The sequence below is a fragment of the Dehalococcoidales bacterium genome (assembly GCA_028716225.1).
Taxonomy (GTDB): Bacteria; Chloroflexota; Dehalococcoidia; order Dehalococcoidales; family UBA5760; genus UBA5760.
Genome location: JAQUQE010000002.1, coordinates 219,711 through 240,426 on the forward strand (window position 1 = coordinate 219,711; position 20,716 = coordinate 240,426).

At 45.6% G+C, this 20,716-nt stretch carries 11 protein-coding genes; 1 reads left to right on the plus strand and 10 read right to left on the minus strand.

What is annotated here, in order from left to right:
• Nucleotides 1-246: 246 nt before the first annotated feature.
• The 10 genes from PHI12_02540 to PHI12_02585 form a co-directional block, all read right to left on the minus strand.
• Nucleotides 247-1,002, minus strand: a complete 756-nt coding sequence (locus tag PHI12_02540; protein MDD5509680.1) for a hypothetical protein — start codon at nt 1,000-1,002, stop codon at nt 247-249.
• Nucleotides 999-2,996 (minus strand): BREX-3 system phosphatase PglZ, encoded by a 1,998-nt coding sequence (gene pglZ, locus PHI12_02545; GenBank protein MDD5509681.1) that lies wholly within the window; start codon nt 2,994-2,996, stop codon nt 999-1,001. Before pglZ ends, PHI12_02540 begins: the two co-directional genes overlap by 4 nt.
• Nucleotides 2,989-5,790: a helicase-related protein gene (locus PHI12_02550; protein MDD5509682.1), complete on the minus strand. Its 2,802-nt coding sequence runs from the start codon at nt 5,788-5,790 to the stop codon at nt 2,989-2,991. The genes pglZ and PHI12_02550 overlap by 8 nt, the downstream gene beginning before the upstream one ends.
• Nucleotides 5,790-7,769 carry a DUF262 domain-containing protein gene (locus PHI12_02555; GenBank protein ID MDD5509683.1) on the minus strand — a complete coding sequence of 660 codons (1,980 nt, stop codon included), beginning with the start codon at nt 7,767-7,769 and terminating at the stop codon, nt 5,790-5,792. Before PHI12_02555 ends, PHI12_02550 begins: the two co-directional genes overlap by 1 nt.
• A gap of 2 nt (nt 7,770-7,771) precedes the next feature.
• Complete coding sequence (locus PHI12_02560) at nt 7,772-10,513, minus strand: DNA methyltransferase (protein MDD5509684.1); 2,742 nt, start codon at nt 10,511-10,513, stop codon at nt 7,772-7,774.
• 11 nt (nt 10,514-10,524) lie between these two features.
• Entirely contained in the window at nt 10,525-11,304 is a 780-nt protein-coding gene (locus tag PHI12_02565; protein MDD5509685.1) for a hypothetical protein, read from the minus strand.
• 2 nt (nt 11,305-11,306) lie between these two features.
• Nucleotides 11,307-15,017: a DUF6079 family protein gene (locus PHI12_02570; GenBank protein MDD5509686.1), complete on the minus strand. Its 3,711-nt coding sequence runs from the start codon at nt 15,015-15,017 to the stop codon at nt 11,307-11,309.
• The gene (brxF, locus tag PHI12_02575) at nt 15,017-15,505 is read right to left on the minus strand and encodes a BREX-3 system P-loop-containing protein BrxF (protein MDD5509687.1); all 489 of its coding nucleotides are present in this window, start codon (nt 15,503-15,505) and stop codon (nt 15,017-15,019) included. Before brxF ends, PHI12_02570 begins: the two co-directional genes overlap by 1 nt.
• 19 nt (nt 15,506-15,524) lie before the next feature.
• Nucleotides 15,525-15,707 (minus strand): helix-turn-helix domain-containing protein, encoded by a 183-nt coding sequence (locus PHI12_02580; GenBank protein ID MDD5509688.1) that lies wholly within the window; start codon nt 15,705-15,707, stop codon nt 15,525-15,527.
• A gap of 386 nt (nt 15,708-16,093) precedes the next feature.
• Complete coding sequence (locus tag PHI12_02585; protein MDD5509689.1) at nt 16,094-16,798, minus strand: hypothetical protein; 705 nt, start codon at nt 16,796-16,798, stop codon at nt 16,094-16,096.
• A 616-nt stretch (nt 16,799-17,414) separates the two neighbouring features.
• On the opposite strand from PHI12_02585, the gene PHI12_02590 reads away from it, so the two are divergent.
• Nucleotides 17,415-20,716, plus strand: a 3,302-nt coding sequence (locus PHI12_02590) for a PAS domain S-box protein (GenBank protein ID MDD5509690.1), incomplete at its 3' end; no start/stop codon positions are given.

The window sequence follows — 20,716 nt, forward strand, 5'->3', positions numbered from 1 at the left end:
AGAACGTATTTGAATGTATTTGTAAGCCACAAGTCTTTGTATGGTCGAAACTATGTAGATCCGTCAGTTCATGTACCAACTATTTGACGATCTGTTCAACACGGGGGTAACTGGAAGACTCCAAGTCAGTTCTGATCACCTTTGGTCCACCATCGTGGATAAAAGGTAAAACTTGGCTTTTCGAGAAAACCTTTGCTTTGGAATACTGACTAATGCACCTATAACATTCTAAGTTACTTCTAAACTCTACTTCTGTTTAAGTATTACGAATTGCTCATTCAAACCATGATGAATGACTTGAATTCGCCCGTGTTTTTCGAGGAGATTGGAGTGCACTGACGCAACTTTGAAAGGGAATAGAATTGGCGACTCTAACACCATCTTCAGAGATGAGCTATCATCTTCATTTATGCTCAATACACTTTCTATAAGCCAAGCAACCACCCCAGGCTCTGTCACACTTCGCACCTGCCCGGTTTCGTAAACCCCAAGACTGAGTCCTTCCCGTAAGACTCCCCATTCCACGAAGTTACGAAGGACATGCCTGGTGGCTCGACTCACTGTCTCGCGCTCTCCATACTTTTCCTTCAACCTGCGCTGAACTTGTGATGCTGATGCTGTCCCTTGGAGTCTTAATAATCTGCCAACACTTTCGGCAACCATTCCAATGAATGGATAGGCGGCAATTGACATACCCCAATGTAGTATGATGTGCTCTTGAGTAGTCAGATGATTGAATAAAACTAATCCTCCCTTACGAAGAAATTCAACCTCAGCAGGTGCCCTGACCCATATTTTCTTAAGGATAGATATTGTTTTGCCACGACTTCCACGCTGTGCGTGGCTCCCCACAGAAAGTCTCTCACGCAGTAATTCCTCTAATGAGATGTCAATGGAATGTTTATCGAGTCCAGCCAAAACTAAGTTTGCCGTATACTCAAGCCACTCTAATTTGATTCGTTCGTTTATACCTATTTCCACTAAACGATTTGATTTCGTCATTCTATCCTCACCAAAGGCACAATCAGTTCTTCTACAGATATCCCTCCGTGGGCAATAGTCTTATGATTCTCCGTGATGAAAGCAAAGCGAGCAGGAGCAATAAGAGGAACCAAGCTATCCGGGAGACCAATAGACGGCCACTCGATAGTTTCCGGGAATTGTTCCTTCACCCTCGAACGTAGAGCCGAATCAGGATATATACGTACTCGTTCGCCTCGTAACTCGGCTATTGATCCCTCTGAGGGACAGCCTAGCCCTTTAGCTTCAATGTTTCCGTGGTCAGAAGTTAAAACAAGACTAAAATTACTGGCTTTCAGCATATCAAATATATGTGCTAGGAACGCTTCATTCGCCCATTGTCGTATCAAGTTATGCATTCCGGCTGCGCCTAATTCCATTCCATGCATTATTCTGTCCACTTTTGTAACAACTAAACCCAACACTTTGACATTCGGATTAGCGGCTACTTCGTATAATTCGTCTATCTGATTGTCCTCGAGTATTTTGAAATATGAGATCTCATCGCTTGTTAACCCATTGTTCATCCAGAATTGGGTCCAGGAGGCAGATTCTCTGTCCGTTGAGCTTATACTTGATGGGAAGTAGATTGGCGCTTTCCCAGAAAATATGGCTTGTCTGGATATGGAGGTGATTGTTGGCAACCACGCAAAGCAGGCGCTTTCATTTAGTCGTAAATCAGGCAGTTGGGTCTGTAATGTATTTCGTATAACTATCCACTGGTCTATGGCAAGCCCATCAATAACAACAAGAGCTATCTTGTCGAGTTCTCCACTTTCTCGCTGTCTTGCCAAAGCTCGGGGAATGTGATGAACCATCACAGGAGGCACAGCAGGTTGGTTATGTAGACCGGAATACGCATTTTCGACCCAGCTAAGGAAACTGGAATCGACTGTAGCCTGGAGCGTTAAAAATCTAGCAATAACTTCTTGTGGTTGCCCGCCGATTTCTACATCTAGCCACAGAGCGTTTAGTTCTCCCCACAGATAGGCAAATCGTAGCCAATCCCGATATTTGCTTTCAATCGCTGGTATAGACGACTCTACTGACTCCAATAATCGGTTCAAGCGTTTAAGTCGGTTAGCTTTAGGGTCGCTTATAATTCCAGCAGTGACCCAAGTTCCGGCAAAATTAAATGATTCCGGAGGCTCAACAGGATGCAACAAGCCTTCTCCGAACATATTATCTATGTAGATACGAATATCGGCATCGTCAAAAGGCAGTTTTACCGGACCCGAATATCTCAGATCATATGAACGTAAACCCGGTTCTCCGGAATCCGACTGTGATATAGCCAACTGATCTAGGAATATCGGCCACCTTTCCTGAAGAAAAGAAAGAAATGCATACCTGTCGGAAACGATCTCCTCGAGCGGCCACTCGCTGAATTTATCGTTTTGACGAAGGACTTGAATGAGACGTTGATCTAGGATAGCATTAAGGCACTGGTTCCGATAATGTCGTCGAAGTAGCAACCTGAGCAAGTCTGCAGAAGTTCCGACAGACTCTGGAGCGATTCCAAAGACGTGACGTAATATAAAATCCTTGGTTGCATTATCGCCTAGTCTTACTGGTCTCAGTTGTTCTTGGGCCTTAGATAACGCGTCGAAGTCACTCAACTCCAGGGCTGCAACTATAGGGTAGCTGAGATTCGGGAAAACGTCGACAAGGCTAGTCGAAAACAAACGTGTTCCGTGCATTAAATCAAAGGGTATTAAGTTTGGCTCTCTCGTTTTAAAATGTACAACTACAGAAGAGTCAGTGTTTTCACCACGGTCCCATTTAGAGCGAAATCTGGATTCGTAAACGTACCTAAACGAGACGTTATCTTCCAAGACAAGTAGTTCGAAGCCTCGAGCGTGAATTACTTTCATTATTTGTTCTTCTAGGAGTAGACCATCGGGATCCAGAGCCACGGTTACACGCGTGGTTTGGGGAGAGAATTCGTCTAGGATTCGCTTGCGCCAATCACTCACCGGATTGACCTCCCTCTACGCGCAGTATTAATACTGGGACTATCTCAGGATTTATTTGAGTGTTTCTATCAAACTGCTTGTGCCAGAGACGCTCTTCTTTCTCTAACTCGGTAAGCCTATGATTGCGCACTGCAGGTAATCCGATGCGCTGGATGGCTCGTCGTCGTGCAGCGAAAGCGTACTGAATCTTCTTTTCCTCTTTGACTGAGCGGGCATTAAGTGAAGCTACTGATTCCTCATAGACGTCCTTGCCATAGGTTTCTGCATTTTCCATTGTCTCCTGGAACGCCAGATTGCTTTCTTCTATCGTGCAGTAACCTTTCGTGACAACATCGTCTGATAGCATAAGGTCCCAGATGCGGCGGGCTGTTGGTAATAATACTCTTCCGTCATCGTGCATGAACAATGCTATTATTCGTTTCTGTGACCAATCTTGCATAGAAACGTTGATCTGTAATAAGCACCATATTCCATTGAGGTCTCTTTGAAGACTAGGTACACTAACAAATGGGATGGGCTGTCCGGCTACCGCCCTTGGAAGCTTCATAACTAGGTCGCGAATACGCCGGTCCTCTAAGGTCAGATGCCGCTCGGCTGGCATTATTATGGTTTCCTTGGTGACGAATACGCCTTCATAACAAACTCCATCTGGCCATATAATAGTCCAGCCAGTTTTCTTCTGTTCTGTAGATCCACCTTGAGCCCGTACATAACTTGTAGTCATACGTTCGATCCAATGTGGTAAGGGATGCTCTAAGACTTGCTTAGTATCTTTAAGGCTGAGTTCCGCTGTTGAGTTGAGAAGCGAACGATTGATTCGCCATTCATGGGCTTGAGCCTGGACTTGGGCAACTGCACTTTCTACCGTTGATTCGATGGTCTCAGGATGTAATATCGCTTCCACGTACAAGTTATCGAATATTTTCTCTGCTTCAGCTGAATCCAGAATATCTGCTGTCTTGTCAACTCCGAACTCTTTAAGGATTACAGCTAACTTTTGTTCGAGGACTTCGAGTATTCGATGTTCAACCGAATCTTCAAGAACAAGATTAATGGCTCGGACAATGTGCTCTTGTCCAATCCGGTCAACGCGACCAATTCTTTGCTCCAGTCGCATCGGGTTCCAAGGAATATCGTAGTTAATTACAATGTGGCAAAATTGGAGATTCAAACCTTCGCCTCCAGCGTCGGTAGAAATTAGGATACGAGTGCTCTTGGCAAAGTCTTCCTGAACCTGTACACGCTGGTCTATGTCCAAGGAACCATTCAGGCAGACAACTGAAAAACCTCGTTCTGCCAAGAAGTCTTTAAGCATCTCCTGAGTCGGCACGAACTCCGTGAAAATAAGTATCTTTAAATCTGGCTCACCTTCTTCCTGCTGTAACTTGTAGATCCAATCAAGGAGAGCTTCGGCTTTAGCGTCTGGCCCAGTTTCGCCACAACGTTTGGCAGTGTCCAGGAGCAAATTGACTTGAGCCTTTTCGTTTTTCAGAGCCATCAAACGGCCTTTGAGTACCGCTTCTAACTGTTCCTGCCCATCCATATCTGTCCAATCTGTATCCAGGTTAGATGGGAAGAGCAGGAGCTGTTCTTCGGGAGCTTCTAAGACTTCCGCACGCCGTTCGAGGGTGGTACATATGGCTCTGGTACTAGAGACAACAAGTCGTTGCATGAGAATCATCAGAAAACCAATGTAACTTCGCTTTTCGCGCATTGCCTGATTATAACCATTACGGACGTAATCTGTGACGGCATCGTAAAGTAACCGTTGCTTCTGGTGTTTCTCCTGCCAGGATGCCGGCTCTAGCTGGGTGCGTCGCGGCTTAAAAAGTGGTTTGCCCTCGATATCTATGGCCCGCCGTTTCTCTGTCCTGATTACATAGGGCTGCACTCTGTCTCGGCTGATGCTGTTCGTCCCAGGGAACTGTTCTTTATCCAGAAGTGAGAGAACGCGCTGAAAAGAATCAGTTTTTCCCTGATGGGGAGTTGCAGAGAGTAATAATAAGTATGGTGTAGCTTCAGCTAGACCTTGTCCAAGTCTATAACGAGCGACCTGATCGGTACTTCCTCCTAATCGATGTGCCTCATCTACAATAACTAGGTCCCACCCAGCCGATATAAGATCTTCAAAACGCCCCTTATTGTATTCGTCAACCTTTTTTTGAAGCCAGCCACGACGAATATCAAGAGGTTTTACAGAATCCATGGGGCAGATTAATTGGTTGGAATGGCGCCATATGTTTGCTTCACCCGTTGCCTTGTGGTAGAGATGAATGTCACCGGGTATGACCACCTGGAATTCCTCTCCGAAACGGTTGTGCATCTCCGTAGCCCATTGAGTAACCAGGCCTTTGGGTACAACAATTAGGGTACGATTTACAAGTCCACGCAACTTGAGCTCTCGCATGATAAGTCCCGCTTCGATGGTTTTACCCAAACCTACTTCATCAGCGAGTAGGTACCGGATGCTATCACCAGAAATAGCTCGATATAGAGTCTGGATCTGGTGCGGAAGCGGGATGATAGAGGATACTAGAGGAGCCAGTAACACATCCTGAGTTAGTGCTTCAGCAATACGTGCTGCAGCCGAGACGTAGGCAACGTAATCTGTTGAACATGTCCTGGCTTCTATTGCTGGCAATAACCTACTTGCGGGGATGCGAACCACTTTATCCTGTTGCGGAAGCCAGATGCGGCAAAAAGAGTCTCCCCAGAGGGTCTGTGTCTCGATGATCTTACACAGTTCATTGTGATCAACACTATAATACCAATTATCGTCATGCATTGGGTTCATTAGTTTTCAAAACACCAGAGTTTTTTAATGGCGTTGAACGTGAGCCTCTGTCTTGACTCAATTTGCGTTCTTGGGAAGGCACCGCTAGCATTAGGTTGAATAACTTCTACACGCAAATCATCAGGTAGTCTGTTTTTATCCACCTCGGGAAGATGGCCAACAAGTAACTCATTCCAAATGAAATTGCTTTTCTTGTAAGTTTCGATTTTATCCCGATAAATCTCATTATTACTACTCAGGTTTTGAAGATCCTTAAGAAGAAGCACCATTCCGAGTCTATTACGCTCTATGTTGAATGTATGTTCATCGAAACCTTGATCTCCATCCGTGAATTGAGCCATATTCGGCTCATTGTATGCATATATATGCTCAAGATGAAGACCGTACCTACGACGAGTTGTTTTGTTAAAGCGATCTTCCAACTGCTCTAATCCCGTACCTACATAAGTAGGCTTATCGAGAAGTTGCCAGAGATATCTGTCAATTCGCATGAGCACATATTTGCTATAATTCGTCCAGTTGTTGCTTACACCCTTGAACCGCTCGTAGGTAAAAATATCTTCTACACATTTGATATCACCCTTCCGAACAATTTCTCTTTCTTCGAGAATGCTGATCAATGTAGAATTAAATATGGTCGCGATCTGAGTTAAAGATTTATTTCTGATCTCTTTGTTGAGGGGATAAATAACTCTCTGAAAACTGTTGCTTTCATAGGCGCCTAGAAGGCGTGTAACCGAATGTAGCTGGTCAAATTTCTTGGCTATTCCAGAGATTTTAGATTCTTTGTCAGCATCGTTTTCCTCTAGGCCGGATAAGATCAGCAAATATTGCTGATTCTGGTCGAGAAGTTTGTTATATAGAAGATATTCGTTATCATAGCTTGTACGTAGCCACAAATACATCTTGGCGAAATATTGAATGTCTCTAACAATGCGGGAATATAAAAGCTGCGGGTCATTGAAATCTTTGAAGTATTTTCTTATCTGTCCATTTCTGTAGACCTCATAGTGGTAAGCTCCCTCAAATTTCTCATATTCATCTTCAGTATCAGCAAACTTGGCTCGGAAGAACGTCCGGAAAAATAAGTCGAGGTCGAGCTTTGACTCAGTGCTGTTTTTTAGTTCAGCGTTGAAATAGCTGTTTTGCAATTCAGTCCAGACTGTGTTTGCATGTTCCTTCTGGTTTGCTGGCAAATTACCGATTAGCTTACCTTTAAGAATCTCGTATGGTTTGAGCCCGAGTCCACGGTCATTCACCACCTCAAATATCATTGCCACATTCTTCTGTTTCTCTATTTTAATTTCCACTATTGAAATGCGATCCAGCAGGTAGGCAATGTAATATGTTAGTTTAACGACATCGTAACGCCCAGGTTCACCCTCGCTCATGAAGTAATTATCGTAGTACTGACTGATTATTTCGTAATTCTCTTTGATTCTTTTTTGTGTTTCATCAACGGGTTTAATGTCCGGACCTTCCAGTAATTGCCGGAAAGTCGATTCCCTGTTTTCATTGAATATCTTAAAACGTTTCGCCTCCCCAAAATCATCACTTTCAAAAATAAGCTTTTCCAGAGTTTGGCTGCTGAAAGTCTTAACAGTATAAAGGTGATCTGACTCAATGGTTTTGAGTATCTTATGTAGCTTAATAAGTACCAACAGTAGAGTCGTAAGACGTTGTTGTCCATCTACTATCGAAGTGTTTGTAGGCGTACTATGGGTAAGGTATGTGTTTAGAAAATACGGCTCAAATCGTTCCTGAACCTCAGCCTGAATCTGTTTAGGCTCGGTATTTGTGCGTTGGTTGATTCCAAATTGGACTTCGATGTCATTGAGAAGCGTCTTTACATTGTCTGGAGTCCATTTGTATTCGCGTTGATAGATATCGATGAAGTAAGCTTTTGCGGTATTGAAAACACTGCGCAGAAACTGGTCATTAGGAGTTATAACACTTCGAACCGTCGCTTCTTCTGGCATACTTAACCTCCCTTCCTGGTTATTGCCTGGTCATACCACATGAGGAGCTTGGGGTCCTCCTGCAGAACGTTCTCAGGAATCTTTCCTGCAACCTCAATGATGGTGGTGTAATCGCGATCAGCCCAGGCTTTCTTGAAGCCACTACGCACGGCTTCTAGCCGGAAAACTTTTAGTTGCTTCTGCTTGGACTGGCGATATTCTTCAAACTCGCGGAGGAGTGCACGTTCGCGTAGTTTCTCCAGGTCTCCCGCCTTATTTGGGTCCGGGACATACCAGCGGTCTTTAGCCTTAGTACGTAATGCCGGATCATTCTTAGGCAGATGGCGCAGTTCTTTGAAATTGCTTGATAGGTAGCTGTGAATCTGGCTGGGAACATCGCCGGTGCCATCGTACCTCAGGAAGTTCTGCTCCAGAAGCTCTGTTAGTTCCAACGGTTTCTCATGTTTCTGCCAGCCGCCAATCTCTCTCAGAAACTGCGGATGAAGCTCTTGGAAAGTCTGCGGTTTCTGAAGCAGTTGCTGTTTGAGCCATTGAATGGCTGAAGATTCATCTATCACAAATAGCTGGAGTTGCAGCACTTCTTTTACCGTCATCCGCTTTTTATCATATTCAGCAACCTGCTCCGGAAGGAAATACATACCGTCACGCTCAGGGAAGCGCTGTTCCAGACCCAGATAGAAATCGGAAGCGGAAAGCGGTATGGTAACACCCCTCTGGACATGGAATGCCACCATGCGGTCATATAGTAGAAAATTCTGCCGCTCGGCGATAACCTCTAATTGCCCATTCTTTCCTACGAATACGGGAAGCTGCCTTAGGTGAGTGCGGGTGAAGTCCCAGACACCATCTTCTGTGCCTGCTTCGAGCTTGAAGCGCTCCTCCAGACCGCCGTTTGGCTTGTATGCGGTTATTATTAAATCCTGTTTTACAGCCCCGGCTGTGGTCGCTTGTTTGAAGGATTTCTGCTTTTTGTCAAGTATTCTGACGTCAGCCACTACGAAACCTGACCTGGTCAGAGCTTCCTGAATCGCATTCCACACGGCATTCTTACTATTATGAAACTCGATCGTTATCCAGCGACCCGGCTTTAGTACACGCCGAAACTCTGAAAAGCACTGCTCCATCAAATGTTGATAGTCCAGCAAGCTTTTCTCTTGAATAGGGCTCTCGATTGCATCTGGCTTCAAGTTGGTGAATACCCCGAGCAGTGCTTCCCAGAGGAAGTTTACTTCAGAGTAAGGGATATTAGATCCGAAAGGTGGATCAACAAAGATATAATCTATCGCATTTTCGGGTACATTAAGGGATGTAGACGAGCCACACCATACTGTATGACTAGTATTATCCCCTTTCCCCTTTTTTGGAAGGGCTGTCCACATTCCTTCTTCTGCAGAACGAATCATATCTCCTGCGGAGATACGTAACATATGGCTAAAGCGCATTTCCTGCCAGACAGAGGAGATATATAAAGTACCCTTTTGCACACGTCCAATCCCATCGGCGTTATAGACCATCAAGCGAGAGGTCTTCTGCAAGATAGACGTTCCAGTAAACAGAAGTGCACGGTGCTCAGCACGCTTGAGATCAAGGAGCTCCATGAAACGGCTGACGTAGTGCAGTTGCCTCTCAGCAAATAGTTGGTGTGCGTGAGTTATTGGCCGAAGATGAAGACAGTTTTTCCATTGGTCTCCCCATTGACCATCGCGGAACAACATTTTAACTGCAAAGCGGTTCGCAGATTGCGGTAAAGGTGTCTGTCGAACTCTCGCAAGAAGATTTTTATCATCCTCATTTACCCTTCTTTTTTCAGCTCTCTTTGAACCATGAGAGACTATTGCTAACACGGGCACCTGTTTATAGCGGGTCCACGGTTTCTTGAGTATCTGGTCATACACAGTCTCATGTGCTCTTTCAGCTGAGGTTTTGGAGTTCTCTGCCCCGCAAGAATTACATGTGAACGTGTCTAAGAATTTTTTCTGTCGGCTATCGAAAGCCACTTCCCAAAATACTATTTCTGATCCACAAGAATTACATATAAATACATCAGACCAAACATAGTAATTACAAATTGCCGAACCTATCACATCTTGACCAGGACGATACATCCACCCCAGTTCGTCATCAAGCTGATCCGCAATACGTAGAGCCTCTCTCAAGTAAGTATGAGTGTCTACTTGGCATAAATATACCGATGCAATAAAACTTGCAGCGGGGGATAGGTCACATATAAGTGTACTCCGACTTGGATTAGCCATTAGGGCAGCAATACCCGTCATGCCGCTACCAGCAAACCCATCAAGGATTATTTCTCCAGGTTCGGTGTAGTGTTCAATGAAATTCTTAAGAGCTTTAGGGGGCACTTTAGTATGGTAAGTATGTGCTTTATAGAGCCACGTATGTCTACCCTCTGTAATATCAAACGCGAAAGGTTTCTTGTTGTATACTTTCATTGAATCGTATGGCTTCCCGTAGCACCGGATAAAGTCCTCAATGAATGGGTTGGGACAGGCTGTATAATATGGTGGGTCTGATAACGCCAGGATATCTTCATCAGAGCCTATGGGGAAGCCTTCAATCTTGCGGAACTCCGGGTCCTCGAGCTTTTTCTTGAGCCTTTCAATGAAGTATTTGCGGCGCTCCCCATCATTCTGAAATGTCGTTCCCAGGCATTCAACAGGACCCTCTATTGAAGACTGGCTTTTCTCACCATCAAACATTAAAGTTTGTCCGGCCTTCTCTTCCATCTGACCATCCTTTAAAAAGGTGAAGGTTCTGGGTTAGTGAAAGATATACAATATTTCCTGAACCGTTCTTTCCCGCCTTCGATGGGAAACCAGGCGAATTGCATATCAAGGTTATTATTGCGTGATGTATCCCATACAACGTTGCTTAAGAAATAAGCGTATGCCAGTCCATCTTCCAATTCGTAAGAGTGCCATGTCGGACCATGACACTGACTGTAGACATCCTCACCTCTGCTCCAGAAGCGGAAAAAGCGTTTCGGGCCCAAAGCGACCCAGTTTATCGCTCTCCTTTCCACCATATTGGCAGAATCGACGAGCTCGTGTAGGACAGCTTTATCATCACAGTTCTCATTATCGTCATAAACAAAAAGACCAGCGCAACAGTGCTTATTACCTAAGCTACGAATCCGGTCCGCATTTTCCGCAAGCTTCTCTAACGTGTCTTTTAGACTGGTGATATTTTGGGCTGTTTTTACTTCAACGATAGCCTCCACTGCATCCGGAGTTACTATAAAAAGGGTGCCGTCTTTGAACAGCGTGGGCTTATTTTTCGAGACAATCAGGATGTCGATTTGTGTAGACGTTTTATCTTGATAGCAGACAAATCCTCTGCCAACCTGGACGGATTCTGGGAGATGGGAATTAAGTATCCGCCGCAAAACCGCTTCTTTGTGCTCCCCGTCAGTCTGCCAGTGACTGGACCCAATGAGATTACGAACTCGGTTTTTTGTAGCACGCAATTCTCTTGCTAGAGACTTGTGATATTCCAAGTAGTCAATATGAACCGGCATATTTACTCCAGTACTATGCGTACTTTTGTGGCTTCCTTGCCTTTTGTAAGGCTATTAACATACTCATCGAACCTTTTCTTCAGGTCTGCTGGTGTAGCTGGGGAACCACCAGAAAGCAAAGCATGACGAAGGTCCTCAGCTTTGACTGTCACTTTTACCAGACCCGCCAAAACCTCTTGCAGAGCGTGGATAAACACCTGGCTCAAGTCATCTGGCAATGCTCGTGTAATCATGAGATCTTCAATCAATTTTCTGGGCTCTTCAGACAGAAGACCAAGACTTTCTTGGGAGGAGGGATCTTCCAGATTTGTAAGGAGAGTCTGTATCCATGCACTAAGCAGATTATCCAGGTCTAAGTCCAGTTGTTCCAATGTCTTAGCGGCCGGCTGTTTGATTTCTTCCGAACTCGGTTTGAAAGAACAGTGTGGGCAGATCGGAGATGATTCCAGTTCTTGTGGAGTGAGAACAAAACAGCTTTTCAAACCCGCCAGTCTATTCTGAAGATCTATCAATTGCTGCCGAGGCATCAGATCGATAGTAGAGAGCTTCTGTAAGTTCTTGAGACGCTCATCGGTTGTGAGTTTGGCTTTTCTCTTGTCTTCATTGACGCCTAACCTAGCTTTTGTATGAAGTGCGAGATACACGGTTATATACGATTTCTTGAGGTCTGTCAGTTTCTGGGCCAACTGCTGACGGAAAGCAGAATCCTTATATTTACCAGTATCGGAAAGTTTAATGAGCACTTCTTCACGGGATTGCTTTACACGCTCCATCCATTCGTGGTCTATTGGCAGAACTGCCTCAGCTGTGGATAAATAAGCGGCTATTGTTCCCGAAGCTGATACCAATTCCTGCATAGATTCGGCATCCGCCAGTGCTGCTAATCCAGTACGCTGCTTGTTGATTTCTGGCAAATCGTATCGGAAATTCTTGAGTTTCCCGGGCGATGAATAAACCTGCAAAGACTCGAGGAATATTTTAGTTTGTTCCAGCTTGGGCTGCATGGCTTTATTCTCCCCTTCGTCAAGCAGGTTCCGTCCCCAAAAGCTCAATCCCTCTGCAACGCGTTGCTGGGCTAAGACCAGTCTTTCCACATGTCCTGAAATCGCTTTCTGCAGTTCCTGAACAGGCTCATCTTTACCTTGAGCAATAAGTTGAGCCATGCCAGGCGTTAAATTCAGAAGCTCAAATAGTGCCTTGAGGGCAGGAATGTTATAATCTCTAGGCCGTTCGATGTGTTTGAATTGAATGAGGTCCTTTATAGGTGTACCGGCTAACGTATTGAGGCCCATTACATCAAATTTCTTACCTGGTATTGCGAGAATATTTTCCCCGGAATAAACCAAGGCAGCCAGAAGGACAACAATCCATTCAGGTTCCAGCCTGAAGGCTGAGGGAGCCAAGTACTCAACCCCAAATACTTCAGTTAGTAGCTCAGAACGATTGACTACCTGGCCCTGGCCTTTCTTCTTTATAGTCTCCGTTATATATTTAGCATACCTGGATTTACTTGGGTCGAGTCTATCACCATCCAGCAACTCCAAGGCGTCTAAAACGGCAATAGCCTGCTTCGTACGTATCTGTCCAGCAACGGCACGAAGGGCATCCTGAGCTGCCTGGTTACGATTCTGTCCCGTAATCAGTACAGAAAAGACAGGATACTCTGGCGCCTGATCTTCAAAATGCGAAGCAAGGCATACCGAGCCCACTGTGTTGATAATATCTCGAACATTAGCACGAACACCGCTGGTTGGTACATATTTCCCCTTGATCCATTCTACAAGATTACTTGTCTTTCCTTGGTAGGTGACATCAAAGGCAGTAGTAATATGCTCCTGCAGCCACTTAACCAGATCTTTATGGAATCCGCTCGCTTTGGCTTCGTAGGTCTGCTTCTTGTAGCCTGACGACATAGAACTGAGGTCAAGAGCGGCCGCATAACTACTCAACGCCTTACGAAAGGTGTCATCCATCCCCTTCAGACGAAAGAATACTTCATCCGCTTTCTTTTCATCCTTATAGAGCGGAGGCTCGAATGGTTGAACAAAGTAGAGATAAAAATCCCGAGGTGGAACCGCGGTAGAGCGCTCATTAGGCGCGCCGAAGAATAGATAACCCGTTCGCGCTGCCTTACGATCAATCCATTCTAATTCATGTTCCCAAATACGATAGCCGTTAACATACGTCTGGTCTTCGCATTCCATAGCTCTCTTAAGAGCTTCGTAATAATAACGATCAAGTTGAGATTTATCCAAGCTCTCCGTTCTTTTTTCGATTAATGCATCAAAATCGTCTGTCTTCTTTAAATCAAGATAGTATTGGTGATTGTCAGGATTTGAGGAAATGAACTGGCCACTAACAGTTTTGTGTATCTCCCTTAAAACAGCTTCGATGTGGGTAGCTAAGTCTTCTGCTGGTGTTGATCTATCTTCCATACCGGGCTGATAAAGACAGAGCCCGTCGCGTAACTCCTCAGGACTGGCACCCATAGGTGTGTAAATATCCCCGGTGGTTAGTCTGTGAATCGACAAAGCGTGAATAATACGAATAGCTAGAGGCTTGTACACAGGTCGAGTAAAGGCTTGCTGCACGCGAGATTCTAATACCTGACTGCAATCTATAACTGCCTTAATATCTGGAATCGTGCGAAAGGAAGGGTTCTCACGGAGTATCGGCCAGTAACTATCATACGCGATGAGTCCTGGTTCATTATCAGGAACTTCTTTATCTATCAGCCGTTTCATTATTGATGAAAGAGTCCTTAAAACCTCTCTTTTTTCAGCTATCGTTATTCTTTCAAATGTATCAATGAAGTCAGGATGAACCGGGAAGAGGCTAACGAATTCGTCCATTCGTTCGTTCATATGACCATAAAACTTTGCAAATGGAGTGAGATGCTCGCGAATCTTTGTTTGTTGTTCGCCATTCTTTTTAAGAAGGCGCTCAGCTACCACGAACTTGATATCCTTGCGGGCGATAAGAACTTGCTCAAAGCGGTCTTTAACACGCCGAATGCTATCAGCGACGAAAGAGAATCGAGGGCTGTCAAAGATAGCTTCTTGGACTCCAGCGATGAAGCGAAACCGGAGATCTCGGCATACTTCTCCAATCTCACGCAAGAAGCTGAGGTCGAGGATCAATTCCTGATCTTTGCGAGAACGCAGATAATCCAGCAATTCATCTACCACCAGAACCAAACCATGGTCAGGATATTTTTCTTGAAATGAGGCTACCATATCTTCAAATGCTCGTTTACTGCTCGAAATCTGACCGACACTTGGAAACGTGAAATTGACGTTCATCCGGCCTAAATGATCTTCGAGTTCCGCCACAACTATATCCCTCAAAGACATTGTTGTAGCACCGATTTCTGTTCGTACTACCTTGAATCTACCAGCAATCTTGGATGCAGCCTCAACGACTGTTCTGTTTGTCACCCCTTTGACAAGCTCTTTGTTTTCAGCTATCGCTGATATTACAGACATGAGGTGAGACTTGCCCGTGCCATAATTACCCACCACCAACAATCCTTTATTGTCAGCCGGCTGGTCAAATTGAAGTTGGGAGAATACCAGCGTAATAATCTTTTCGGCCATTTCATCGGAAAAAACGTAGGTCTTGATAAGTTGTTGAGCGGCCGCCTTTTCATCTGCGACTCGAAGTTGAACCACAGACTCAATAGGGTCAAACTGAAGTAAATCACCGTATTTCATTATTCTCCCCCGTTTTGCTTATAATGCGGAGCTACAACTAGAAAGTCACTCACATGGTAACGTCGGTATTCCGGATGACTTATCGCAGCATAAGTTATATATTCGTCTTCAAGAGTTCCATTCCAAGAGCAGACTACAGTCCTATTACGGGATAGATCCTGCAAGAGACGGAGAGGGTCTTGGCTGAGTGTTGGGTCAAAGAGTAGCTCAATATTATCCAACAAGACTATGTCGCCAGGAGAACCATTTACTATCTGCTCCATGATTCTAGGTAACTGAAGTATTCGCTGCCTCTGAGTGAGATCAATCAATAATCGAGATAGCTCCAAATTTATATTTACAATGGGTTTGTTAAGCCTTTTACTTACTTCATTCAATACTTCGGTCTTACCTTCACCTGAAGGTGCCACTACGAGGACGAGTCTGTAATACAGACTTGATGCGCTATCTATACTTTTAAGCAGACGGTCTACCGGGCTTTCGATCATTGATGCACTCCTGGGTCTCTCAAGCTTGTCTCTTTTCCAACCAACGATCAATTGTTTGTTTTCGGAAGCGCCAGTGGCGGCCTACTTTTTGAGCTGGAATTCTTCCTTCTCGAACTAGCTTGTAAACCGTGGATTTAGGTACTTTAAGATAGTTGGCTAGTTCCTCCAATGTAAGAATGTCACCTGATCTATTTTCACGCATGTATTTCTCCATCACGGCTTATGTCTGTAATTTACAATTACTGATAGTTGTTGTCAAATAGTGTGTCCCATATGCACAAAATTACCGGGGTACACTCGACGAAAGGTGTGAAAATAGTTGGCGGCAGCGAGTACCCTTTCTGTAGTGAGAAATAGGAAGGACTCACCACTGCCATGGGAAAGCCCTCATTCTATTAGTCGTATTGCACTTTCCTGACTTTTGTGACATGGCGCATCCAAAAGCTGCACCCCTAAAATTCCAGAAGTATACTTCCCCCAGCCTTGTGAAGAAAATGCAGTAATCTTGTATTGTGGCAACTGCTAGTTTACGCTACTTATTAGGTAATGCGGAAGTGAGCTAATTGTTGGTGGCGCATCACTATATTATTAGCAGGTGACTATCATCGTACCATCATTGTTGGTGTGATACTCGTAATTCTGCCCTTCGTATTTCAAGATGATTCGGAATCCAGGTACGATTACATCAGAGTACTGCATATCCGGTTCGGGACATCCGAGGCTCGTATTACTCCACATCACTTCTTCCACACTAAACACCTCAATTTGGCTGGCAGCTACCCCAAGTCTGACCGCCAAAGCCTCTAGTGCTGCGCTAGAAGCAGCAGATGAGTCTAAAGCAGACGTTGGTGGAGACCAGGGCAGAAGCTCTACTTTTAAGGGAACTATCTGAGAATTATACGCTCCCAGGTGCCCGTATTGCCCCCCATGTTCAAACTTCCCTTCGAGCCTGACTTTTCCATAACGTTCTTGCGGCCCCATCATTGTTTGTCGGTACAACTGGTCATAGACTTCCTGCGGTACTCCTCCCTCAATCCACACCATTCGGCCTTTAGGTACAAGGTGTCCCGGAGCGTATCCCGAATAATCCAGCATCTCAGCCAAAACGATGATCTCAAAGCCATGAAAACAGAACCCCTCTATGGCAATGGTCTTGCCATTATATTTGTCCGGATTGGCAAACAACCGGTCAAATGTAGGCTCCTGCACTTCGTTGACCGCTCTGGCACAACCAAAGGTTATGCTAATGATCCCCAATAGCAAAATAGCGACCGGAGTAACGTATCTATTCATATATGTTCCTGCGGTTTAGTACCAATCTTCCCTTCCACTGAGAAACAAGATCATGGTTGGCACACTACTTTCCGCTCACTGAATTATAACCGGGAGTAAATTACCACGCAAACCTCTTGACCTGCCAACCGAAAACAAGTCCTGTTATATTTTGAACCAGTGTCAAGCAATTAATACCTACCTCTCCATCCCCCTATACACCCTCAAGCTTTCCTCAAACCTCACGCTTTTCGTATACCTCGCCACCATGTCCAGGCTTTTCTATATGCTTAGCCTCATAGTGTGCTCGGTGTCCGAGTGGAGGTTATACATTACTCATTTTTGTTAAGGAGCTGGCCTCACTCGATTGGTGGTGTACCTTCCAGTTCATGGCAGGTATTATCCCTAATACTTATTAGCTTTTCTTCAAGCAGCGCTGGTTTATCATACTTACTGATTGATAACACCCCAGCAGATCAAAGCATCAAATAGAATCCTCATTGACCCCGAAGATTTGTTCTTGGTTCAACCTTGACTTGATTACCGGGTTATTGTACCGTATAGAACTATCTTAGGGGACTAGATTATACATACCGATGTTGAAGTTTCTGGTGTAATCTTCACCGAGGAGGCTGAAATGGTGGAGCGGAATAACACAGATGCCCAGCTTATCAAAGAGCTGGAGAGGCTCAAGCCTCACGATCACCTTTGCCTTATCCATGAAACTCATCAGGAATGGGAGGAAGCCATCATCCCGTTTATCCGCATCGGTTTAGAGCGGAAAGAGAAGTGCATCTACGTAGCTGATACCCGTACCGCCGAAGAGTTGCGCAACTATCTCAGCAAGGCTGGGATAGCGGCGGCTTTTTTTGAAGAATCCGGCCAACTTACCATCCTCAGGGAGAGCGATGTCTACACGAAAGAAGACTCTTTTGACCCTGACCGTATTATCCGCCTCCTCATCACTGAAACCGAGAAAGCCGTTAGTCAAGGCTATCCGGCGCTACGGGTAACCGGCGAGATGACGTTTGTGCTCAAAGGGGTTACCGGCTCGGAAAGGCTCCTGGAATACGAGACCAAGCTTAACCGCGATTTATTTCCCAAATACCCCTGCCTTGCTATCTGCCAGTACGACCGCTGGAAGTTCGACTCGGAGATTATCAAGGGCATCATCATGACCCATCCCAAGCTCATACACGGCAACCGGGTCAGCCCCAACTTCTACTATATACCTACCGAGGAGTTTCTGAACCACAAGCGTGCCGAGATGGAGGCCCAGCACTGGCTCAACAATATAGCCCGCGAACAGAAGCGGAAAGAGGAACTAGAAGAATCGGAGGTTCGCTACCGACGACTCTTCGAAGCGGCCAAAGATGGGATACTGATCCTTAACGCAAAGAGCGGAATAATCATGGACATTAACCCCTATTTGCTGAATCTGATGGGATACTCCAAGCAGGAGATATTAGGAAAGCGGCTCTGGGAGCTCGGGTTTTTCAAGGATAGGCTTCGTAGCCATGATTCCTTCCGCGAGTTACAGCAAAAGGGATATATCCACTACGAAGATCTGCCGCTCGAGACTAAGGATGGACGTAAGCTTGATGTTGAGTTTGTTAGCAATTCATACCTGGTCAACAGCGAGATGGTAATTCAATGTAACATCCGCGATATCACCGAGCGCAAAAGTAAGAATGAGGAGATACAGCATCTTAACCTGACCCTTCGCGCCATTCGCGATGTGAATCAGCTTATCGTGAGGGAAAAGAGCCGCAAGCGGTTGCTCAACGAGCTCTGCCGTATTCTCATCCGGACCGGTAGCTACTCTGTCGCCTGGATTGCCCTGCTGGACCAGTCCGGGAAGGTGGTGGTACACGCCCAGGCAGGGTTAAGTAAGAAATTCACGCCTATGTTCAAGCAGATGAAAGCCGGTGAGCTACCGCCTTACGGACAGCAAGCGCTGGGGCAAACATCAGCGGTGGTCACTAAAGAACCGGGGTCCGCCTGCGGTGACGGCTCTCTCTCAGGTGAACTGAAAAACGTCAGAACGGCACTGACAGTCAGACTGGAGCATGCGGGAAGGATCTACGGACTGCTGTCTGCTCATATGCCAAGCGCTTCCGTCACTGATGAGGAGATAGTCTTGTTCCAGGAAGCGGCCAGTGACATGGCTTTTGCTCTGCATGGCATTAAACTCTTGGAGGAAAAGAGGCGCGCGATGCGATCCCTGAAAGAGGCGGAGGCAATATTCCAGGATCTCTATGATAATGCCCCGATTGCCTACCTGTCTATGGATACTACAGGACACATCATAAAAGCTAACAAAGCTGCCTGTAACTGGCTGGGGTATAGTCTGAAAGAACTCTCCGGAATAGATCGCTCCGCTATCTTTGCTGGAGAGTCTCAAGACAGGGCAAGAATACTGTTTGAGCGGTTTAAAAAGGGAGATCCGGTTGAGGATGAAGAGCTAATCTATATCAGAAAGGATGGGCAGAAGGTCTACGGCTTACTTTCTTTTAGTGCCATACGAGACGACAACGGCTGCATCATCGCCAGCCGCACTGTAATAAAAGACATTACCGATCGCAAGCAGGCAGAGGAGAGTCTGCGCGATAGTGAGAATAAGTTCCGGCATGTCTCATCGATTACCTCCGATATTGCTTATTCCTGTCTGAGTAAGCAGGGTGCGGCCTATTCGTTTGACTGGCTTTCCGGTGCTACAAAACGCATCACGGGGTACAAAATTGGCGAGATCAAAGCACAATCGTGCTGGCGCTCTCTGGTAATAGATGAGGATATACCACTATTCGAGAAGAATGTTATCGGGCTCCGGCCAGGGCAGACATCCTCCTGCGAACTGCGCCTCCGCCACAAGAATGGTGAAATTGTTTGGGTCGCTTCCTACGCTCAGTGTGTTACGGACACCAAAAGCCCAGAGTGTCTCCGTCTCTATGGAGGGTTGGTTGACATCACCAAACGCGTTCTGACTGAAGCTAAAATATCCCAACAGAATCGCGAATTGAAGTATTTTGCTTCTCAAGTCCCCGGTATGCTTTATCAATTCAAGAGAATGCCGGATGGTACTTACTCCGTACCTTTCTCTAACGATGCCATCAAGGGTATTTTTGGCTGTACACCGGAAGACGTAAAAGAAAGCTTTGCCCCCGTTGCCAAGGTCATCGTGCCAGAGGATATTAAGAGAGTAACTGATTCTATCGAGCAATCCGCCCGGGAGATGACGCCGTGGGAGTGCGAATACCGAGTAAAGCTCCCCGGTAAAGGTATCAGGACCCTTTGGGGGCACTCTGTCCCCGAAGCTCAAACCGATGGCAGTATTGTCTGGTACGGCTTTAATACCGACATTACCGACCGTAAGCAGGCTGAGGAGACAATAAAGCAATCCGAGGCAAAGTATTCATCTCTGGTAGAGAATAGTAATGATGGCATCATTATTATTGAGAATGGCATACTCCGGTTTATCAATACGAAGATGTCAGAGATGACCGGCTTTGTGCCTGAAAAGGCAGTAGGGCGAAAATTCGTGGATTTCTCCCCCCCGGAAGAGAAAGCCATATTAATGGAACGACATCTCAGAAGGATGTCCGGTGAGAAGATTCCCGAGACCTATGAAGCAACCATAGTGAGTCGGGATGGACATCACATCTTCGTAGAGGTGCATGCCAGTAATACGGTGTATCAGGGGCATCCGGTGGTCATTGCCATTATCCGCGATATTACCGAGCGCAAGCAGGCGGAGAGGAAAATCCTGCTAAATACAAGACATGTGCAAAGTCTCCTTGAACTGTATCGAATGTCAGAAGATGAAACCAAATCCATATCCGATTATATGGATTGCATGTTGGAGGCTAGCCAAATATCTCTGCAAAGTCACTTCGCTTTTATTGGCATGATGAATGCGGATGAAAGTGTGATGACTATCCA